The sequence below is a fragment of the Sediminispirochaeta bajacaliforniensis DSM 16054 genome, assembly GCF_000378205.1.
GTDB classification, from domain to species: domain Bacteria; phylum Spirochaetota; class Spirochaetia; order DSM-16054; family Sediminispirochaetaceae; genus Sediminispirochaeta; species Sediminispirochaeta bajacaliforniensis.
This window is the reverse complement of the sequence record NZ_KB899423.1, coordinates 80,916-100,038: the sequence shown is the minus strand read 5'-3', so window position 1 is coordinate 100,038 and position 19,123 is coordinate 80,916. Positions and strand designations below refer to the sequence as shown.

Below are 19,123 nucleotides of genomic sequence, written 5' to 3'. Positions count from 1 at the left end.
CTGAAGGTGCGGGTGGAGAAGGAGAGGTGGCAGGTTTTGCATTTGAACTTTTGGATGCGGGGGGAGGTTTTGGTGGAGTAGGAGCCTGTTCTAAAGAACCATTGGCCTTTTGGAGAGAAGTGGTTGAGGCAATGGGGATTGGGGCAGAAGGGGGGATGGAACATGGGAACACTCCTTTTTCTGGTAGTTCTTACTATAAGTAACTACGAGAAAAGGAGATTTTATTCATTTTTCACCACGATTCCGGACAGTAGTTAAAGAATATTCTCAAACCACGAAATATCGATTAATTCCATTTGTTTGGTAAATTTAGTATCTCTATAGAAGCTTTGATTTATCCCAGGAAACCTCCATGTTCTGTATGATATCTTTAAGCGGAACGATAGAAGCCGGAAGGCTTAGCCAGGGATGTTCCCGAAAAGAATCGTCGACCCTTTTCTCAAGCATATCGTCTGCATATTGAGAATAGCTTTTTACATGTTCCATAACTTTTTCAAGATGAGTAGTGTAAAACATACGGTTTTCAGGATTAACATATCCTTTTTGTATAAGAATATTGGTTTTCTTTCTGCAGCTACAAACGCCGTTGGTATTAATCAAACTACAATTCCCGTTCATGTAGTTTGATAGCTGTTTCCTGGAACGTGAGAGCCGTTTCCGAAAAGTTTCCGGTGTTATGTCCATAACCGCCGATCCGGTGAGGGAATCAATTCCCATAACGGCACCCAGGATAAAGATAATTCGATTTTCCCGTTCCAGACAAAGCAACATCCCCATCTGACATTGTATTTTTGTTTCTTCTGTCATGCGCTGCTGTTTTTCTTCTGAATACGCAAAGAGTCCATTTAAAGAGTCATCCGGCAGATTTTCGATAAAAAACTTGTGGTCTTCAAATGAAGTAAAAACTTCTTCATGTTTAGAACGCTTCATATTCAGGATATGGTTAACCGTGATTCGGTACAACCATGTCCTGAAACTACTCTCGCCTCTAAATGAGGAAAGCCTTGTAATCATTTTGATCAAGATCTCCTGAACAGCATCTTCCGCATCCAGAGAGTTTCCCAAAAAACGTACAACAAGATTATATAAATAATCCTGGTTGTGCTTTATAAGGGCCTCCAAAGCGGAATAACTTCCCGCCTTGGCCGCCGTTATGCATTCAGATAATTTCATTAGCCATTCTCTGAGCAACTTCTTCTGCTCTTTCAGAGAAATCAGGATTAAACGACTGAGTAACTACAAATTGTTTAAGGCTTCGGCAACCAAGCATGCCTGCGAACCTATCGTAGAAAATAGATACCAGATCTGTGTTCCCAACTTTTTCTCCCATACAGGTCGTAAGCGTAAGAATATCTTTATTTTCAAGCAAAGAAACATGTTCAGGGGTTTTATAATCTTTTACAAGACAGAAATGTCTGTCAAAAAAGGTTTTCATTTGACTGCTTACATCCCATCCGTAAAGTGGTGAAGCATACATTATCATATCAGCACGTATCAGTTCTTTAAAGAGAGCCGGTACATCATCTTTCTGGATACAGCCCGGCTCATTCTTTTTTTGTACACAAGCCATACATCCCTTGCATCCGCCGATATTGTAATCGATTATATTAATTCTTTTTACTGAGATTCCTTTTTGCCTGATTTTTTCTTCAAAAAGATCCAGCACAAAAGCTGTTTTACCGTTTTTTTTCGGACTGCCCAGAATAGTCAGAATCTTCATCACTACCTACTCCTATATATTTGATTGATTTCAATTATTTAGACACATCCCAAAAGCATTTGTGACTGAAGATACAAAAATATCAATCTGAATAAAAAAAGCCGCCCTCATATCAGGCGGCATAATTAGCGTCCGTAATTCCCACACAATACGGAACATACCTATTTCTCCCAGGCTGTACCCAGGCTACAGAGTTGTAAGCGCCTCCCGGAATCCCTTTACGACGAAGAGCATCGCCGTTGCTCCGGGGTCCTGTTTTCCAAGCGTTTGTTCCCGGTAAATGGCGGCCTTGCCGTGTTGGGAAACCATCAGTTCGGTGGCCTTTAAACCTTCCTCGGCCGCCTTCATTGCAGCATCAAGGGCATCTGAAAGGTCGGCCTTCTGTTTTGCCTCCAAAGCACGGACCACTGGGTCCAAAACATCGAGAAGAGTCTTTTCTCCGGGCTTTGCCTTTCCGCGTTTTTCCACCCCTTCAAGAAAGCCCTTAAAAAAGATGTACAGACCTCCGGCGCTGAGTATCTCTTCCTCGCCCAGGGCCTTACCACCATACATAAAACCGGTAGCCATTAAGGTTCCCATGGTCGAGGGAGCATTCTTTGCCATGATCTTTCCTGCCGCGATCAAGGCCTTCGAAACCTGAGGTTCATCGAGGGAGACTACCCCTCCTGCCGCAGCAGAAAAGGCTTTATCCATGGTGATGCCGAGGTCTCCGTCGCCGATCACCCCGTCTATCTTGATCAGAAATTCACGATTTTCGGACATGATCCCCGATATCGAGGCAAGCACGGTATCCACAGCCGCACGTTCTTTCGTTCGTTCAGCCATGGCTACAACTCCAGTTTTCGCTGCTCAAAGAAAGGCGTACAGGCTGCTGCGGCAAGGAATTTTTTCAGTTCATCATCAAGACAAATCATAGAGATGGAAAAACCGGCCATCTCCATGGATGTGGCAAACTCGCCGCAATAAATCTTTACCGGCTTCAATCCCCGTTCCTTCAACACCTGAGCGATACGTCGGTAGATGATATAAAGCTCCTCTTTCGGGGTGGCGCCGAGTCCGTTGACGAGGATCGATACCTCACTGCCGGATTCGGGAGAAAGATCATCGATAAGCTTCGGAAGAATTTCATCGACGACTTCATCGGCACTGCGAAGCTTTCCCCGCCTGATTCCCGGTTCCCCATGAATGCCCATACCGATCTCCATTTCATCGTCACCGATAGTAAAAGAGGGCTTCCCCACATCGGGGATGATACAGGGTGAAAGGGCAACGCCCATGGTTGCAACCCGGCCGTTCACCTTTTCGGCAATCCGCTTTACCTCATCCAGGTCCATTCCCGCCTCCGCCGCGGCCCCGGCGATTTTAAAAAGATAAAAGATCCCGGCGACCCCCCGACGCTTCTCGGTTTCGTTTTTCGGAGCGGAGGCAACATCATCGGCGGCCACCACCGTCTCGACACGAATATCGTCGAAGTCGGCAAGTTCGGCGGCCATGTCGAAATTGATGATGTCCCCGCTGTAGTTTCCGTAGATATACAAAACCCCGGCACCGCGATCTATAGCCTTGGTTACTTCATACATCTGGTCGGAACTGGGGGATTGAAATACCCCGCCGACGGGACAGCCGTCGAGCATCCCTTCTCCTACATAGCCCATAAAGGTGGGAAGATGACCGGAGCCCCCGCCTGAAGCAAGAGCAACCTTCTTCTTTGAAAGATCTTTTCTCACAACACAGCGGATATCATCATTCACATAGCTCATCTGATCAGGATGAGCAGCCATAATTCCCTCAAGCATTTCATCAACAAAAGACTCAGGGGCGTTAAGAAATTTCTTCATAATTCTCCTCTTCCAGCAAAGATGTTTTCAGGCAACAGCTTTTCGGCCATTGCGCAGTTTTTTTACGAGAGGCCCAATCAGTGCAAGTATGATCAATACCTCAAGAACAATGACGATGGGATGAGTCAGAAGGAAACTGTAGCTTCCCTGAGTCAGCGAGAGCGCCCGACGCAAATTCGATTCGATAATTTTCCCGAGCAGCAGCCCAAGAATAAAGGGCCCCGGCGCATAATCCATCCGCTTCATAAAAAACCCGAGAAAACCCGCAATCAGCATGACTACGACATCAAACATCGAATTATTCAAGGCAAAGGAGCCGACAATACAAAGAATCAGAACCGTCACCCAGATAAACTGTTTTTTCACCGATAAAAGCTTGATCGATGCCTTGGTGGTAAGCAGTCCATACATCAATATGATGATATTGGCAAAAATCATCAGCAGCATGATGGTGATAACGAACTCCTTGCTCTCCACGAACATTCGCGGTCCGGGCTGCATTCCATACATCATGAGCGAACCAATCATGATAGCGGTTGCAGCATCTCCCGGAATACCAAGGGTCAACATGGTCGTCAGGGCGCCACCAAGAACGCCGTTGTTGGCAATACAACTTGTGGCAAGTCCCTCTTCCGATCCCTTACCATATTTTTCCGGATGCCGGGATAAGCGTTTTGCCTGTCCCCAGCAAATGATAGATGCAATGTCGCCTCCCGCAGCTGGAATAGCACCAACGACCGTGGCAACCGCCGCCATCAGAAAAGCAAGCGGCCCCATCTCCCAGATCATCTTCAGACTTAAACGTTCTCCTCCAAAATCGATAGGCTTGCCAGAAGCGTTCTCATCCCGTTCGATAAAATCATCGCTTTTGGAAACAGAAATCTGATACAGCACTTCACCCACACCAAACATACCGATCATCACGGGGATGAACGAAACGCCCATCAGCAAATCGGTAATGCCGAATGTAAAGCGCTTTGCTGCCAGGATGGGGTCAAGGCCGACGGTCGAAACCAGTAGTCCGGCAAAGCCCATCAAGGCTCCTTTTGTTAAGGAGTTCCCCGAAACCGAAATCATCATGGTAAGACCGAAAAGCCCCAGCATAAAGTATTCGGCCGGTCCAAACTTGATGGCCAGTTTAGCAAGGGGAAAGGCCGCAACAATCAAAATCAGCGTACTGAAGAGCCCGCCGAACACAGAGAAAACCGTATTGATCTGCAAAGCAAGCTTCGCCTTCCCCTGCTGCGTCAGGGCAAAACCATCAAAGGTGGTGGCAATCGATGCCGGAGTTCCCGGGGTATTGACCAATATCGCGGTAAGCCCTCCGGCCCAGATGGCCGAATTCCAGACCCCGATAAGCATTGCGAAGCCCTTCTCCGGGCTAAACCAAAATGTAATCGGGGTAAGAATCGCAATCCCCATGGTTGCAGTTAAGCCCGGAAGCCCCCCGAGAAAACTCCCGATTACCACCCCGAACAGCAAATAGAGAAGCACTCCGGGGTTGAGAAGCGATTGCAGCACGTGTAACCATATACCCATACAAATAACCTTCCGTTCCTGATCAGAACATAACGTGAAAAATTTTTCCGAACGTCAAATAGATAAATGTGATGCTGACCACCGTGTAGATGATGTTGACAAGAAGCTTTTGGCGAAACAGTATATTGAGGAAAAAAATAAAGGCCCCAATGGCAATAAAAAAATGCACAAACTTCCAGAGAAGCATAAAAATCACCAAAGAAGTTACAGTAAGAAAAAGGGTTCTGGTGTTTGCCTGCATCTCCTTTATCGATTTGATCGGTTGAAAATAGTGTCGTTTTTGTCGAAACCCCTGCACCATCAAAACAATTGAAACAAGGGCAATGAGGATAGAAATAACTCCGGGGAAGAAACCGGCACCGGGAACGCCATTGAGTGGGGAACCCGACTTAAAACCGAGACTCATAATGAAAAACCAAACGCTTAAGCCCAGAGATACGGCCCCGAAGACAAGATCTCCATACAGCATATAAAACTCCCTTCGCTATGGAAGAGGAGGCAGGCTTTTCGGCCCGCCTCCCAACCAAATCTTTCGATCTTAATGAATTCCCAGTTTGGGGATCAGTTTGGAATAGTATTCATACTGTTCCTGTGCGAATTCCTGAATTTCCTTGCCGGTCATATATTTCTGGGTAAAACCTCGTTCTTTACACAGCTGGGCAAAATCAGCAGATCCAATACCAACCTTAAAAGCGGCACCGAGAATTGCCTTGACATCATCGGGAGTTCCTTTGGGAACGGCAAACCCACCCCAGCCGAATACGGCAACATCGATTCCCAGCTCTTTGAGGGTGGGAACCTCGGAAAGTGTAGTGGATCGTTCGTTTCCCATTACGGCAAGGACTTTAAAGTCCCCGTTCTTTACATTGGGAAGCACCTCTGCATCACTCACCGTCAAAGCGTCGATATGCCCGCCGAGGAGAGCTGCAATGGCAGGAGCCGCACCTTCAAAAGGAACGTGGTTGAATTGAACGCCTTGCGATTCTTCGATCGAGGCGGCTGCGATGTGCCAGATAGAGCCGGTGCCTGAGTTACCGATGTTCAGCTTGCCGGGGTTCGCTTTTGCATATGCAAGGAACTCCTCGACACTGTCCCAGGGCGCGTCCGCACGAACGGTAAGGGCGGCGGAAAGGGTCATGGCACCTGCTACGAAATCAAAATCTGCGGGAGCGAGATCGGTATAGCCAAGAGCACTTACCATGGTGGATTCAACAGGCATGTAGGAGATGGTATATCCGTCGGGTGTGCTTTTTCTCACATAATCCATACCGATGGAACCGGAAGCACCGGTCTTATTGGTGACGATTACGGGAACGCCCAATGCAGATTCGGTATTTTTTGCAATGATCCGGGTCACGGTATCGGAAGCGCCACCTGGAGAATAGGGAACGACAATGGTTACTTCCTTGGCAGGAAAAGGCTTGCCTTCGGTCTGACCATTGGCAAAACAGAGAGTACCGACCGCCAGCAAAGCGATCAGTACCATAGTGATCTTCTTCTTCATGTTCTTACTCCTTCTTGTAAAATAAAAAGGTTATCGGGATCAAAACTCGCCGAGAGCCGAGTCTTCCCATGCTTTAAGCTGCTCGACGAGCCGCTGCTGTTCTTCATCGGACAAATCCATCAAAGGTGCGCGCATACCCCCGACATCATATCCCCGATGTTTAAGCGCTGTTTTAAAATAGGACATATTCGAACCATTCTTCAGCAGGTTGGCGATTTCAACCGCTTTTTTCTGAATCCGCCGGGCCTTTTCCTGGTCGCCCTTGAGAAAGGCATCGTAGATGGCAACAAAGGGCTCGGGATAAACAGAGGCAACCCCGGAGACGGTTCCGGTACAGCCCATGGCAAGACCGGAATGGAAAAGAATATCGGCTCCGATGACTACGGAAAAATCTTCAGCGATTCCGACATATTCGATGGTCCTGACAAAATCGGCGAAACTATACTTAATGCCCACCACATTGGGAGCCTTGTCAATGATCTGACGAATGGTGTCCGGCTTTAAATCGTTTCCCGAACATTGCGGGATATTGTATAGATAGATGGGAAAATCTTTCGGAACACTGTTTGCAATCGTTGTAAAATAGTTCACCATCATCCCATCGGTAACCTTAAAATAGGAAGGGGTCACAACACCAATACCGTCTGCTCCGATCTCGCTGGCGTGTTGTGCAAGGCGAATGGTTTCATCCTGGGTCATCGCACCTACATGAATAAAAATGTTCGCTTTTCCCTTACCCGCATCAACGGTAGCCTTGGCCAGGGCCTTTCGTTCTTCTTCCGATAAAAGGTACATTTCGCCGGTCGTACCACCGGGATAGAGACAATGCGTCCCCCGCTCTATTTGAAAGCGGGTCATTTCACCAACCATGTCGAGATTAAGCTTCCCCTTATTGTCGTAGGGCGTAATCATGGCTGTTGTAAGACCATAAAGTTTTTTCATACTTTCCCCTTACAGTTAGTAAATCTTTAACTACTAATATTGGTAAACGTTTAGTTAACGTTTTACTAACATAGGGTACAATGCTTTTTTTTCGCTGTCAAGTTTTATTTTTAGGTAGTTTTCGGCACGAAAAATGCCTATATACGAATATTTGCAAAGTAAAAGGTGGTAAAATTTTTACTATTTTATTGCTAAAATATAACTCCGCGGATATACTTAGATAGCAAAAAATGGAAAAGGACTTATACGGAGTGAAAGTAACACTGAAAGATATTGCAAATTATGCCGAGGTTTCCAGTGCAACAGTCTCGCTTGTTCTCAACAACAAGGGAAACATCAGTCCGGAGACCAGAGACCGGGTACTGAAAGCAATACGCCATTTTGATTACAATAAAAATCATGGTGCAGCATCACAACAACGGACCATAAAATTCTTAAGAATTGCGAAGCATGGCCAAGTCATCAACCGCGACCATGATGTGTTTATCGCCGATTATCTTGATGGTCTCACTTCAGGGGCACAGGAACTCGACTACAAACTTGAGGTGGTTTCCTTTGCCCATACATCCGTAGCCGATATCATCGCCAGCGCACTGCAGGAACCATCAATTTCAGGGGCAATCGTTCTTGCTACGGAATTAAACCGGGATGACATGCTGCTTTTTTCCACCACTACCATTCCTATAGTCTTCATCGATACCTACAACGAATATCTGCCCTTTGATTTTGTGGATATGGATAACAAGAGTTCTATCTATAAGGCTTTTATCTATTTAAAAGAGCTCGGGTTTCCGGAAATCGGCTTTGTCGCTAGTTATTCCGATATCTCAAACTTCAGAATTCGTGAAAACGCGTATAAAGAAAGCATTTCGTATTATCCGGACATGACTCCGGATATTATTTCCGTCGAATCAACCTTTCACGGAGCGTATCGCGATATGAACGCTTACCTGGAAGAACATAAAAAGCTTACGCATAAAGCCTATATTTGTTCCAACGATATCATGGCCCTTGGCACCATGAAGGCCCTCAAAGACCACGGTTTTAGAATTCCAGAAGATGTATCGCTGCTGGGTTTCGACAATCTCCCTCAGTCGGCCCAGGCCGATCCCCCCCTTTCCACCATAGAGGTATCAAAACGGGACATCGCCAGCATAGCCGTCAAACAGCTTCACAACCGCATCGAGGCGCCCGGAAGCCCCACGGTCCGCTCGCTTGTAGGCGGAGCCTTGATTCTTCGGGAAAGTATCAGGCGCTAATAGAGGGGACTATCGCTCCACTTCCGAATGCTCTCGCTCTTGCTGCCGCAAAAGTTTAAGAGCCCCCTGCCAGGCCAGGGCCGCACACTTTACGCGAACGGGAAGGCGGGCAATCCCGGCAAGCGCGGAGATATCCCCCAAGTCTTCCAAAATATGGGGATCACGCTCTCCCCGAAAGACCGAGAGCACATGTTCCGTTATGCGAATAGCCTCTCCGCGGCTTTTGCCCGAAAGCAGTTCGACCATCATGGAGGTGGAGGATTGACTGATGGAACATCCTTTTCCCTCAAACCGAAATTCCAGAGTCTCTGAATCATCGGGAGAAATACCACCGCTTATACTGAGACGTACGGTATCTCCACATGAAGGATTTTCCAGCATTACAGCATCAGGGCCGAGGGCACCAAAATGCCGTGGCCGCGTATAGTGATCGTAGATAATCTCGCGGCCGACCTCGCTTTCTATACTGCTCATACTATCACTCCTCGGCGTGCCGCAGCTGTTAGGCGTTTGATAAGCGCGTCCGCATCCGCCCGTGTGGAATAGGCGTGAAAGCTGGCACGACAGCTGGAGAGAAGCTCCAGTTTGTCGGAAAGAGGATGGGCGCAATGCTTTCCGGCACGCACGGCGATACCGCTGCGATCAAGAAAGGCGGCCAAATCGTGAGCATGGACCCCAGCCAGGGTAAAGGGAAAGAGCCCAGCTCGAAGGCGGGGTGCACCATGGACCGTCACCCCCGGTATCGCTTCAAGCCTTTCGATTGCATAGGCAGCCAAAGAGGCGGTCCAGGTATCGATCCATGTAGGATCGAGCCTTCGCATATAATCAAGAGCCGCCTCGAGTCCTACCACCCCTTCCACATTTGGGGTACCGGCCTCGAATTTCCAGGGTAGTTCATTGACGGAAAAACCGTGGAGGCCTACCGCGGATATCATCTCTCCCCCGCCTTGCCACGGGGGAAGACTTTCCAAAAGCTCTTGGCGCCCATAGAGACAGCCGATTCCCATGGGAGCAAAGGCCTTATGGCCGGAAAATGCCAGGAAATCCGCGCCAAGGGCTTTCACATCAATGGGCATATGGGGAAGAGATTGGGCCGCATCAACGGCCAAAAGCGCTCCCCGGGCATGCACCAAGGGAGCTATCTGACCTATGGGGTTTATCGTACCCAGAAGGTTAGAGATGTGTGTAAGAGAGACCAGCTTGGTCCGCGGGTTCAACAGGCGGTCCAGATCGGATAGCTCAAGATCGCCGGCCTCGTTCAAAGGAAGAAATTTGAGAACAACCCCATAGTTTTTGGCGGCCATATGCCAGGGTACAATGTTCGCGTGATGCTCCATTTCGCTTAAGATGATCTCATCCCCGGCTTCAAATCTTCGGCACAAGCTGGAGGCCAGAAGGTTGAAGGATTCCGTTGTCCCCCGGGTAAAGATGATCTCCCGGCTGGATGCAGCGCCAATATAATCGGCAACAGCGGCCCTTCCCGACTCCAGGGCCGCTGTTGCCTTCTCACCCAGCCGATGGATGGAACGGTAGACGTTGGCGTTTGTGTTTTCGTAGTAGTCAACAATCGCATCGATCACGGCTCCTGGCTTTTGTGAAGTGGCAGCCGAGTCGAGATAGACCAGAGGAGCCCCCTGCTTAGTCAGGCTGGCGGTCAAAATGGGGAAATCTTCACGGATACCTTGAGCTTTGGCATCGGCAGCATCAAAGGCAGCACCCTTCAACAAACCTCGGGCTCCGGTTTGCATTATATTAGTCATGAGCAACCTCCGATTCGTTTTTTAGTGCATCTTCTATAAGAGATTCCAGGATATCGGTCAGCTCGGGAGGTGTTCTTTCAAGAATAAGGCCGAGGACACCTTCGGCGATAAGGGTCTTTGCCTCACATGGCGCGATCCCACGACTGGCCAGGTAGAAAAGCTCATCGGGGCTGATGGTACCGACAGTGGAACCATGACTGGCAGTCAGATCATTCGTCTTGATCGCAAGTTCCGGCAGACTTACCGCCTTGGCATGTGGAGAAAGGGCCAGAGTCTTCGTAGAAAGATAGGCATCGGTACCGATAGCGGACTCCTTCACCTCAATGAGACCGTGGGAAATAGCCTTGCCGCTTCCATCCGCCACGGCATCCAGGCGAGAACGGGACCAGGTAAAAGGCGCAATATGACGCTGTGTCACTGAAATATCAACATGGCTCTTGTCTGGAGATGCATAAGCCGCGGCAAAATCGAAACGGGAGGCCCGCCCCTCCAGGCGGGCAAGAATTGTACTCTTTGACACTCCAACCCCAAAGATGCCACGGCTCCAGCGGAGTTCCGCCTTCTCTTCCAAAATGGCAACCGGATAGTCGAGGAATCGATCCCTGTGACTAAGGTGCTCAAGCTCAAAAAGGTCCAGACGGGCGTTTCGTCCAAGATCGACGAAAAGAGCGGGAGAGAGAAAAAGACGCGTTTTTCGGCCGTCGGGATTACGCCAGCACAGGGTAAGGCGAAGCTGTGCCGCCTCCCCTATCTTCAGAAAAATGAGCGGTGCCGCATAGAAATTGTGTCGACCATCCACCCAATCCAAAAGGATTGGGCCTGCAAGATTCACGTCAGATGCTATCGAGAGGCTCATTACCGGCGCCGCTTCGGCAAAGAGCCGGGCATGGAGTTTGTCCGACAGATCAGAGGCCTCTATAAAACGGGCTCCCCACTCGGGGGCCGCTCCAAAAGAGAGTTCAATTCCCCGGCTTTCTATGGTTTGCTTATCAAAGTCGGGTTTGCCATCCACAAGACGGAGGACAGCAGCATAGCTGTCATCATCAATAGCACGGGACGCTGTGGCCCGCGGGTCAGAAGCGGTATCAACGGTATCCCAGGCATGCTCTTCCCAATCCTGTTCTGTAGTAAAGGTTTCCGCCTCAAAAAGCGAGACGGGGCTATTCTTCCACTGGGGGTTCTTTCTTCCCGGCCAGGGGAGCTGCTTCCAGGCAGCCTCCGCTTTGTTTTTGTGCTCGCTCAGCCAGGAAAGCCGGATAGCCTCCATCGTCCTTTCGTTCATTATCCTACCGCTCCTTCCATCTCAAGATCGATGAGACGATTAAGCTCTACCGCATATTCCATGGGGAGTTCCCGAACAAGAGGATCTATGAAGCCGGCTACAATCATTTTGGCGGCCTCTTCCTCATCTATACCCCGGCTCTGGAGGTAGAAAAGTTCATCCTCTGAGATTTTCGACACCTTTGCCTCATGCTCCATCCGTACATCGTCAGTCTGAATATCCATTGTAGGGTAGGTATTACTTGTAGATTCCTCATCCAGGATGAGGGCATCACACTCAACCTTACTTTTCACACCACGCAGATGCGGAGCAACCTTTACAAGCCCACGATAACTGGAGATTCCGCCATCCTTACTGATGGACTTGGAAGTGATGACGCTGGAGGTGTTATTCGCCAGGTGTATCATCTTGCCGCCGGCATCCTGTTCCTGGCCCCGGCCTGCAAAGGCAATCGAAAGGACCTCTCCGTGGGCCCCTTCTCCCGCAAGGATAACGCAGGGGTACTTCATGGTACTTTTCGAACCGATGTTACCATCTACCCATTCGACGGTGGCTCCCGCATGCGCCTTGGCACGCTGGGTAACCAAGTTGTATACATTGGTCGACCAGTTTTGTATGGTCGAATATCGCACCCTTGCCCCGGGGAGGGCGACGATCTCAACCACCCCGGTATGGAGGGAATCCTTTGCATATATAGGTGCGGTACAGCCCTCGATATAGTGAACGAAGGCCCCCTCATCCACCACGATCAGAGTACGTTCGAACTGCGCCAGGCTCTTGGTATTGATACGGAAGTAAGCCTGAAGGGGGATATCAACCTTTACCCCCTTGGGCACATAGACAAAGGAACCGCCGGACCAGACGGCAGCGTTGAGGGCCGCAAATTTATTGTCGGCCGGAGGGACAACGGAGGCAAAATACTTACGAAAAAGCTCTTCGTGTTCGCGCTCTCCTGTTTCGGTATCCATAAAGAGAATGCCCTTTGATTCAAAATCTTTCCGGATCTTGTGATACACCATCTCGGAATCATACTGGGCTCCCACCCCGCCTAAGAATCGGCGCTCCGCCTCCGGGATTCCCAATCGTTCGTAGGTGTCACGGATATCCTGGGGGAGATCTTCCCAAGAGCCGCTTTGCTCATTCACAGGCTTGGCATAATAGTAGTAATCGTCGAAATCTATTCCCGAGAGGTCTGCTCCCCAGCAGGGCATGGGCATCTTGCGAAAAGTTTCCAAAGCGGCAAGTCGAAACTCGAGCATCCAGGCAGCCTCTCCTTTGGCAGCCGAAATCTCTCGTACCACCTCTTCGGAAAGTCCTTTTTTTGTCTTGATGATGGAGTGCTCAGGGGAATGAAAGCCAAATTTGTAGGCATCATCACCTATGCCCGCTACCGCTTCCATGGTGTTCGTTTCAGACATGGGCAGCCTGAGACGTTTTCGTCTCCGTGACAAGCGGTGTGCCGCCCGCCTCGCCGTAACCTTCCTTAATCCAGTCATAGCCCCGCTCCTCGAGCTCGCGAACAATCTCATTCCCCCCGCTGAGGACCACACGCCCCTGATACAGGACATGAACAAACTCCGGTGCCAGATAATCCAGGATACGTCGGTAATGGGTGATAATCAGGGCGCCGAAATCAGGTCCCCGCATATGTTCGATGCCCGCAGCAACGCTTTTGATGGCATCGATATCCAAACCCGAATCGGTTTCGTCGAAGATAGCCAGTTTTGGTTCCAGGGTAAGCAACTGGAGAATCTCCGCTCGTTTTTTTTCTCCGCCGGAAAATCCGTCATTGAGGGAACGGTTCAAAAAAGCCGCATCAAAGGAAAGGCGCTCCATATCGGCACGCACATCCTTCAAAAAGGAAGAAACACGAAGGTTCTGGCCTTGGGAAAGACGTGTTTCTGCAGCACGCCGCAGAAATTTAGCCATGCTGAGGCCGGGGATCTCCACGGGATATTGAAAGGCAAGAAATAACCCTAAACGTGCTCGTTCATGTACAGGGAGCGCCAAAATATCGGTACCATCCAGATCAATCGTACCTCCGGTCACCCTGTAGCGGGGATTTCCCATGATGACATTCGCCAGAGTCGACTTACCCGAACCGTTGGGCCCCATAAGGGCATGGACCTCACCGCTTTTGAGGACCAGATCGACCCCATTGAGAATGGGCTTTCCATCTATACTGGCGTGAAGCCCCTTTATTGTTAAAACAGACATACACTCTCCTCCTTTCGCCTATACGGGATACCCAAGGTCCAACCGGGCCTCTTCGTTCATCCGTTCAGGCCCCCACGGCGGATCCCAAACCAGGGCCGTAACAGGCTCTGAAGCAGGATGTAAGGATCGAACAGCCGCTTCGATATCGGCGGTAAGAAGATCAGCCAAAGGACAACCGAAGGATGTAAGGGTAAAATCGATCTCCACTCGCGTTCCTTCGACTTTGACACGATATATCAAGCCGAGTTCCACAACAGAGTAGCCCAGTTCAGGATCAATGACGTCTTCAAGCGCCTTCCATACCGCTTCGGTGCTTACCATGGTATCCCTCCATGTATAAAACATACTAAATAAGTATGAATTTATAATAATCTTTGCCGCCGAGGCTGTCAACAAGGAAAAGGGGAAAGAAAATTCTACTGTTACGAATATTGGTGATAAACAGGACTCAATCTTTTACTGTCCGTCACATAAAGCCCTCGTAAATAATCTTTTCCTGGCCATCAAGAGTCACCAGCTGCCCATCCTCAAAATTATCCATGGCGTTAGGGACATCGGCAATGATTACAATCTTAGGAGCGATCTTTCGAACCTCCTCGGGAGACAGAGAAAGCTCCCCCTCTATAACAATTCCCAGCAAAGAAGAAAGTCGGGGGAAAAACTCTTTTCCTACGGAGCAGGTTAACAAAATCTCCGTTCCATCCCAGCGAAGACGATGCTGGGCAAGTTCAAAATTTTCAGCCTTAACAAGAGCCCCGGAACAGCGATCCCCCATACCGGCATGACCTCTATTTAGGATCGTCCCAAGAAAATGGATCTTGATCGTATTGAGGGGTTGAGGAGAGTTAAGAGGAATCCCCGCCGTGGTAACCACGCGGTCAGGAGGGGCCACATACCCATGCTCACGTGCAAGCCTCAAGGCATTCTGGATCATCATCTCGGAATCTTTCACAGGAGCAGATAAAATCGGAAAAATTCCCCAGTGCAGAAGAAGCTGACGATAGCTTTCCTCAGAGGTGGTGACGGCAATAATGAGCTGGTTCGGTCGATAGTTGCTCAGAATTCGGGGAGTATTTCCCCGAAGCGTCGGAGCGACAATTGCGGAAGCATCAATGTCGGATGCAACAACATAAGCGGCCCGTGCAATAGTATGACCTATATCTTTCGGACGTTGTACAGTCTCAAACCATTGGGTGCACCGCCGTCGATATTCATCACTCGTTTCGACAGCCTCGGCAATGCGTCCCATGGTTTCAACCGACCGTACAGGAAATGCACCGCCTGCTGTCTCACCAGAAAGCATGACAGCATCGGTTCCGTCAAAAATAGCGTTTGCAACATCGGTTAGCTCTGCCCTGGTAGGGCTCGGATTGTGGATCATCGAATCAAGCATCTGAGTGGCGGTAATAACGGGCTTCCCTTGCCTCATGCACTTTCCAATGATCCGTTTCTGGGCCAGAGGAATTTGTTCCGTCGAAAGCTGTACCCCAAGATCCCCTCTTGCAACCATCACTCCGTCGGAAATCCGAATGATGTCATCAATATTATCAAGACCTTCCTGGTTCTCTATCTTTGCAATGATACGGATAGAAGAATGGTATTGTTTGAGAATATCGCGAATTTCTTCAACATCTTCAGGCCTTCTGATAAAACTGGCTGCAATGTAGTCCATCTGATACTCGACCGCAAAACGAATGTCCTCACGGTCTTTCTCCGTGATAGCCGGCAAACCAACCTTTACGCCAGGAACATTCACGTTTTTCTTGCTGCCAAGCATTCCGCCGTTACGAATCAAACAACGAATATCAGGACCTGAGACTGCAAGGACTTCCAAATCGATAACCCCATCTGCAATAAAAATATGATCCCCGGCCTCTACCTCGGAAGGAAGATTCTGATAACTCACCGACAGCTCTTCTCTGGTCCCCTCAATTTGACGGGAGGTCAAAACGATTTCAAAACCGCTGTGTAAGGCAAACTCTTCTCCGCCCTTCACATTCCCAGTTCTGATTTCCGGTCCCTTCGTATCCATCATTAGGGCAACGGGAAGCGAAGTTTCCTCGGAAGCACGCCTCATCGAGGCTATCCGCTTGGCTTGCTCCTCGTGATTACCATGAGAAAAATTGAACCTGGCAACATTTACTCCTGTTTTAAGAAGTTCTTTCTGTACTGCAAGATCATCACAGGCAGGCCCTATCGTCGCCACAATTCTGGTCTTTCTTAGGTATTTCAAAAAATACTCCTTAGCTATATGATAAGATAAAAGTTTTCATGGAATATCGCCACTATTTCCAATAAGATAATTGTAATAGGAGATGCCATGAATAGTTCGATCCAGTCGATAAAATGGAAATTGCTTGGAAGTTTTTTACTTCTTATTCTCATGTTTGCCGGCATAGAAATCATTACGTTTCGCGGTAATCAGATGAACAGTCAGAAAATTCATAATCTAAAAAATGAAATTCTACCCGAAACACTCAGCTTCCTGACGATTGAGAAAGACGTAATACAAATTCAACAATGGCTTACAGATATATCGGCAACAAGGGCCGCTCCTGGTTATGATGACGGTTTTGACGAAGCGGAATCCTACTATAACGATGCACAGAAGAGGATCGATACGTTTATCAAAGCCTATGCATCCAAAGAAGAAAACTCCGCAGTCGAAACCCTCCGCATCTTTAAACAAGACCTTGATGCATTTTACGATACAGGCAAAGCAATGGCGAATGCCTACATCAACGGGGGGCCCTCCAAAGGAAATCCGATGATGGGCGAATTCGACCCGGTGGCCGAACGTCTTTCCCGCACCATGCGGGATCTGGTGGACGACCATACGGCGGGCCTAGATCAAGCCGTTGTCGCAATCGAAGCCAATAATGGCCTTGTTAATCGTCTCACCCTTCTATTGATGGCAGCCATCATATTGATAAGCGCGTTAGTCGCATTCCTATCAATTAGAACCATTCACGTGGGTCTCCTACAGGTCATGCAGTATGCCCAGAATCTTTCCATCGGTTCCTTCACTTTGGAAACCGAGTTCCGCCGAAAGGATGAGTTCGGTCAACTGGTACGTCATTTCAATGAAGGATTCGCAACCGTCAGATCTCTCATCGTCAGCGTTAAGGAATCTGCAGATACCAGTTCCGCGGTAAACACCACGCTCAGAACCTCCACCGACGAAGTATCGGCATCGGTTACGGAAATACGTGCCAACACCGAATCAATCGGACACCATATAGAACGGCAAAACGGGCTGGTTTCAGAATCGAGTAGCGCCGTCGAACAGATTAGAACCAATATTCAAGATATGACCAACCAGGTCGAACAACAGGCCGGTGCCGTCATCCAATCGTCGGCCGCCGTTGAGGAGATGGCCGCATCCATAGCAAATGTTGCCCGAATATCACAAAATCGGCAACAGGAAATTCCCGAACTGATCTCCGTTATTGAACAAACCGACAATAACATCGAATCAACTGGTATGGTTATTGATAATGTTGCCGCCCTCTCAACACAAATGCTCGAAGTAATCGGTGTCATCAACAATATTTCCACGCAGACCAATCTTCTGGCCATGAACGCTGCTATTGAGGCTGCTCATGCGGGAGAAGCGGGAAAGGGATTTTCCGTTGTGGCCGATGAGATCAGAAAACTTGCAGAAGAAACTTCATCTAATTCCAAACAAATTGCCGAAACATTAGGGAAAGTAAATGCGATCATACAAGAGGCCCAGGAATCGGCGCAGGAAAACAAGTCCTCCTTTGCCCGGCTCCGTTTGGGAGTTACCAATCTAGCCAGTTCCTTTCAGGAAGTCTCCTCTACCATGGGAGAAATCAATACCGGGGCGGATGAAATCAATATTGCGATAAATGAGCTTACGGAAATAACAGAATCCATCAAGTCAGCCTCTTCGGAAATCAATAACGGTGCAGGTGAAATTGCAGAATCGATGAATGGCCTACAGGGGGTAAGCAGAGAGATCCTTCTGGGAATCAGGGAGATTAGCGCGGGTGTTCAGGAGGTTACCGGCTCGATGGTTACATTACAGGATCTCTTTTCAGAATCGGTCGAGGCCGTAAATAGGATCGAAGATAACCTGAAGCGTTTTTCCATTTGAAAAGATCTATTGGAACGGGAAGGATATTGAAATACAGGTTCCCTCTTCCCGTTCCAGTTGAACGGTACCCTCAAGCTGAGTGGTAAGCGCCTTAATCATTCGGAGGCCTAAATCCGAGGTACCATCAAAATCGACATGAGCAGGGATTCCCGTTCCGTTGTCTTCAAAGCGAATCAGGACCTGTCCGGATTCCAGCTCTGCACGCACACGAATATGTCCACGTGTTGCATCGGAAAAAGCGTATTTCATGCTGTTCGTCAAAAGTTCGTTGACGATAATCCCAACCAAGGAAAGACGTTTTGCATCCAGCTCAAAATTTCCGATACTCTTCTCAACCTCGACCGACTCACTATCTGGAAAGGTTGCAAGAATCTGATCGATTAGCAAGGGAAGATAATGATCGATGGGACAAGCATCGACATTCTCGCCCCTGTACAGTTTATCGTACAAAATCATCATGCTTCGAACACGATTTTCCGCCTCCTCAATTGAGGCTCTTGCCGGTGACGAACCCAGTGTTTCGGCTTGAAGCGAAAGAAAGCTGAGTATCGTGGACATATTATTTTTGATCCTATGGTGCACCTCTCTCAGTATCATCTCTTTTTCCTGAAGGAGCGCCTCCACCTTGGTCTGATTCTTTCTCCACTCGACAAGGATAGAACGAATCCCCACAATTCCCAAAAAAACGAGCATTGAAAGCAAAAGCCCAATTGCTTCATATAGGGGTTCCCCCATCGTAGCGACCCCTAAAAGCCCGCTCGAAAGCGAAACGATTCGTCGGACGCTCATGAGAATCAAAGCGAGAGATATACAAATCCAGGAATATCGTAATCCGGTCACTCGAATGAGAAATAGCGCATAGGCAGCCGCCATTAATTGAAATACGATAGAAAACCACAAAATGACAACGGTGTTATCAGCCATGAAATATCCACTCCATTG

19 protein-coding genes are annotated in these 19,123 nt (G+C 48.7%); 3 read left to right on the top strand and 16 right to left on the bottom strand.

The annotated features are described in order from the left end of the window. A partial coding sequence (locus F459_RS0116735; protein ID WP_026295079.1) for a hypothetical protein occupies window positions 1-203 on the top strand: 203 nt, incomplete at its 5' end. Window positions 204-318: 115 nt separating this feature from the next. Here F459_RS0116735 and F459_RS0116730 read toward each other — a convergent pair. The 8 genes from F459_RS0116730 to F459_RS0116695 all read right to left on the bottom strand — a co-directional run bounded on the left by F459_RS0116730 (window position 319) and on the right by F459_RS0116695 (window position 7,543). After that, a complete protein-coding gene (locus F459_RS0116730) occupies window positions 319-1,173 on the bottom strand; it encodes an RNA polymerase sigma factor (protein ID WP_020613864.1) in 855 nt (284 codons plus the stop codon). Continuing rightward, window positions 1,160-1,720 carry a flavodoxin family protein gene (locus tag F459_RS0116725; protein ID WP_020613863.1) on the bottom strand — a complete coding sequence of 187 codons (561 nt, stop codon included), beginning with the start codon at window positions 1,718-1,720 and terminating at the stop codon, window positions 1,160-1,162. The genes F459_RS0116730 and F459_RS0116725 overlap by 14 nt, the downstream gene beginning before the upstream one ends. A 186-nt stretch (window positions 1,721-1,906) precedes the next feature. Beyond that, on the bottom strand, window positions 1,907-2,545 hold the full coding sequence (locus F459_RS0116720) for a dihydroxyacetone kinase subunit L (RefSeq protein WP_020613862.1): 639 nt from the start codon (window positions 2,543-2,545) through the stop codon (window positions 1,907-1,909). A gap of 2 nt (window positions 2,546-2,547) precedes the next feature. After that, window positions 2,548-3,558: a dihydroxyacetone kinase subunit DhaK gene (locus tag F459_RS0116715; protein ID WP_020613861.1), complete on the bottom strand. Its 1,011-nt coding sequence runs from the start codon at window positions 3,556-3,558 to the stop codon at window positions 2,548-2,550. A gap of 27 nt (window positions 3,559-3,585) precedes the next feature. After that, window positions 3,586-5,097, bottom strand: a complete 1,512-nt coding sequence (locus F459_RS0116710) for a tripartite tricarboxylate transporter permease (RefSeq protein ID WP_020613860.1) — start codon at window positions 5,095-5,097, stop codon at window positions 3,586-3,588. A 22-nt stretch (window positions 5,098-5,119) separates the two neighbouring features. Further along, complete coding sequence (locus tag F459_RS0116705) at window positions 5,120-5,566, bottom strand: tripartite tricarboxylate transporter TctB family protein (protein ID WP_020613859.1); 447 nt, start codon at window positions 5,564-5,566, stop codon at window positions 5,120-5,122. Window positions 5,567-5,635: 69 nt separating this feature from the next. Then, a complete protein-coding gene (locus F459_RS0116700) occupies window positions 5,636-6,601 on the bottom strand; it encodes a tripartite tricarboxylate transporter substrate binding protein (RefSeq protein ID WP_020613858.1) in 966 nt (321 codons plus the stop codon). A 39-nt stretch (window positions 6,602-6,640) separates the two neighbouring features. Next, window positions 6,641-7,543 carry a dihydrodipicolinate synthase family protein gene (locus F459_RS0116695; protein WP_020613857.1) on the bottom strand — a complete coding sequence of 301 codons (903 nt, stop codon included), beginning with the start codon at window positions 7,541-7,543 and terminating at the stop codon, window positions 6,641-6,643. Between the two features lie 230 nt (window positions 7,544-7,773). On the opposite strand from F459_RS0116695, the gene F459_RS0116690 reads away from it, so the two are divergent. Further along, complete coding sequence (locus F459_RS0116690; protein WP_245540208.1) at window positions 7,774-8,802, top strand: LacI family DNA-binding transcriptional regulator; 1,029 nt, start codon at window positions 7,774-7,776, stop codon at window positions 8,800-8,802. A gap of 9 nt (window positions 8,803-8,811) precedes the next feature. On the opposite strand, the gene sufU is transcribed toward F459_RS0116690, so the two are convergent. From sufU to pyk, 7 genes are all read right to left on the bottom strand, one after another. Next, the gene (sufU, locus tag F459_RS0116685) at window positions 8,812-9,276 is read right to left on the bottom strand and encodes a Fe-S cluster assembly sulfur transfer protein SufU (protein ID WP_020613855.1); all 465 of its coding nucleotides are present in this window, start codon (window positions 9,274-9,276) and stop codon (window positions 8,812-8,814) included. Next, window positions 9,273-10,562 carry an aminotransferase class V-fold PLP-dependent enzyme gene (locus F459_RS0116680; protein ID WP_020613854.1) on the bottom strand — a complete coding sequence of 430 codons (1,290 nt, stop codon included), beginning with the start codon at window positions 10,560-10,562 and terminating at the stop codon, window positions 9,273-9,275. Before F459_RS0116680 ends, sufU begins: the two co-directional genes overlap by 4 nt. Continuing rightward, on the bottom strand, window positions 10,555-11,844 hold the full coding sequence (locus F459_RS0116675; RefSeq protein WP_020613853.1) for a SufD family Fe-S cluster assembly protein: 1,290 nt from the start codon (window positions 11,842-11,844) through the stop codon (window positions 10,555-10,557). The genes F459_RS0116680 and F459_RS0116675 overlap by 8 nt, the downstream gene beginning before the upstream one ends. Then, the gene (gene sufB / locus F459_RS0116670) at window positions 11,844-13,262 is read right to left on the bottom strand and encodes a Fe-S cluster assembly protein SufB (protein ID WP_020613852.1); all 1,419 of its coding nucleotides are present in this window, start codon (window positions 13,260-13,262) and stop codon (window positions 11,844-11,846) included. The genes F459_RS0116675 and sufB overlap by 1 nt, the downstream gene beginning before the upstream one ends. Further along, the gene (sufC, locus tag F459_RS0116665) at window positions 13,255-14,061 is read right to left on the bottom strand and encodes a Fe-S cluster assembly ATPase SufC (protein WP_020613851.1); all 807 of its coding nucleotides are present in this window, start codon (window positions 14,059-14,061) and stop codon (window positions 13,255-13,257) included. The genes sufB and sufC overlap by 8 nt, the downstream gene beginning before the upstream one ends. 18 nt (window positions 14,062-14,079) lie before the next feature. Next, the gene (locus tag F459_RS0116660; RefSeq protein ID WP_245540207.1) at window positions 14,080-14,406 is read right to left on the bottom strand and encodes a metal-sulfur cluster assembly factor; all 327 of its coding nucleotides are present in this window, start codon (window positions 14,404-14,406) and stop codon (window positions 14,080-14,082) included. 121 nt (window positions 14,407-14,527) lie between these two features. Next, window positions 14,528-16,294 (bottom strand): pyruvate kinase, encoded by a 1,767-nt coding sequence (pyk, locus tag F459_RS0116655; protein ID WP_020613849.1) that lies wholly within the window; start codon window positions 16,292-16,294, stop codon window positions 14,528-14,530. A gap of 87 nt (window positions 16,295-16,381) precedes the next feature. Between pyk and F459_RS0116650 the strand changes: the two genes are divergently transcribed. Continuing rightward, entirely contained in the window at window positions 16,382-18,181 is a 1,800-nt protein-coding gene (locus F459_RS0116650) for a methyl-accepting chemotaxis protein (protein ID WP_020613848.1), read from the top strand. Window positions 18,182-18,187: 6 nt separating this feature from the next. On the opposite strand, the gene F459_RS0116645 is transcribed toward F459_RS0116650, so the two are convergent. After that, window positions 18,188-19,105: a sensor histidine kinase gene (locus F459_RS0116645; RefSeq protein ID WP_020613847.1), complete on the bottom strand. Its 918-nt coding sequence runs from the start codon at window positions 19,103-19,105 to the stop codon at window positions 18,188-18,190. Window positions 19,106-19,123: the final 18 nt, after the last annotated feature.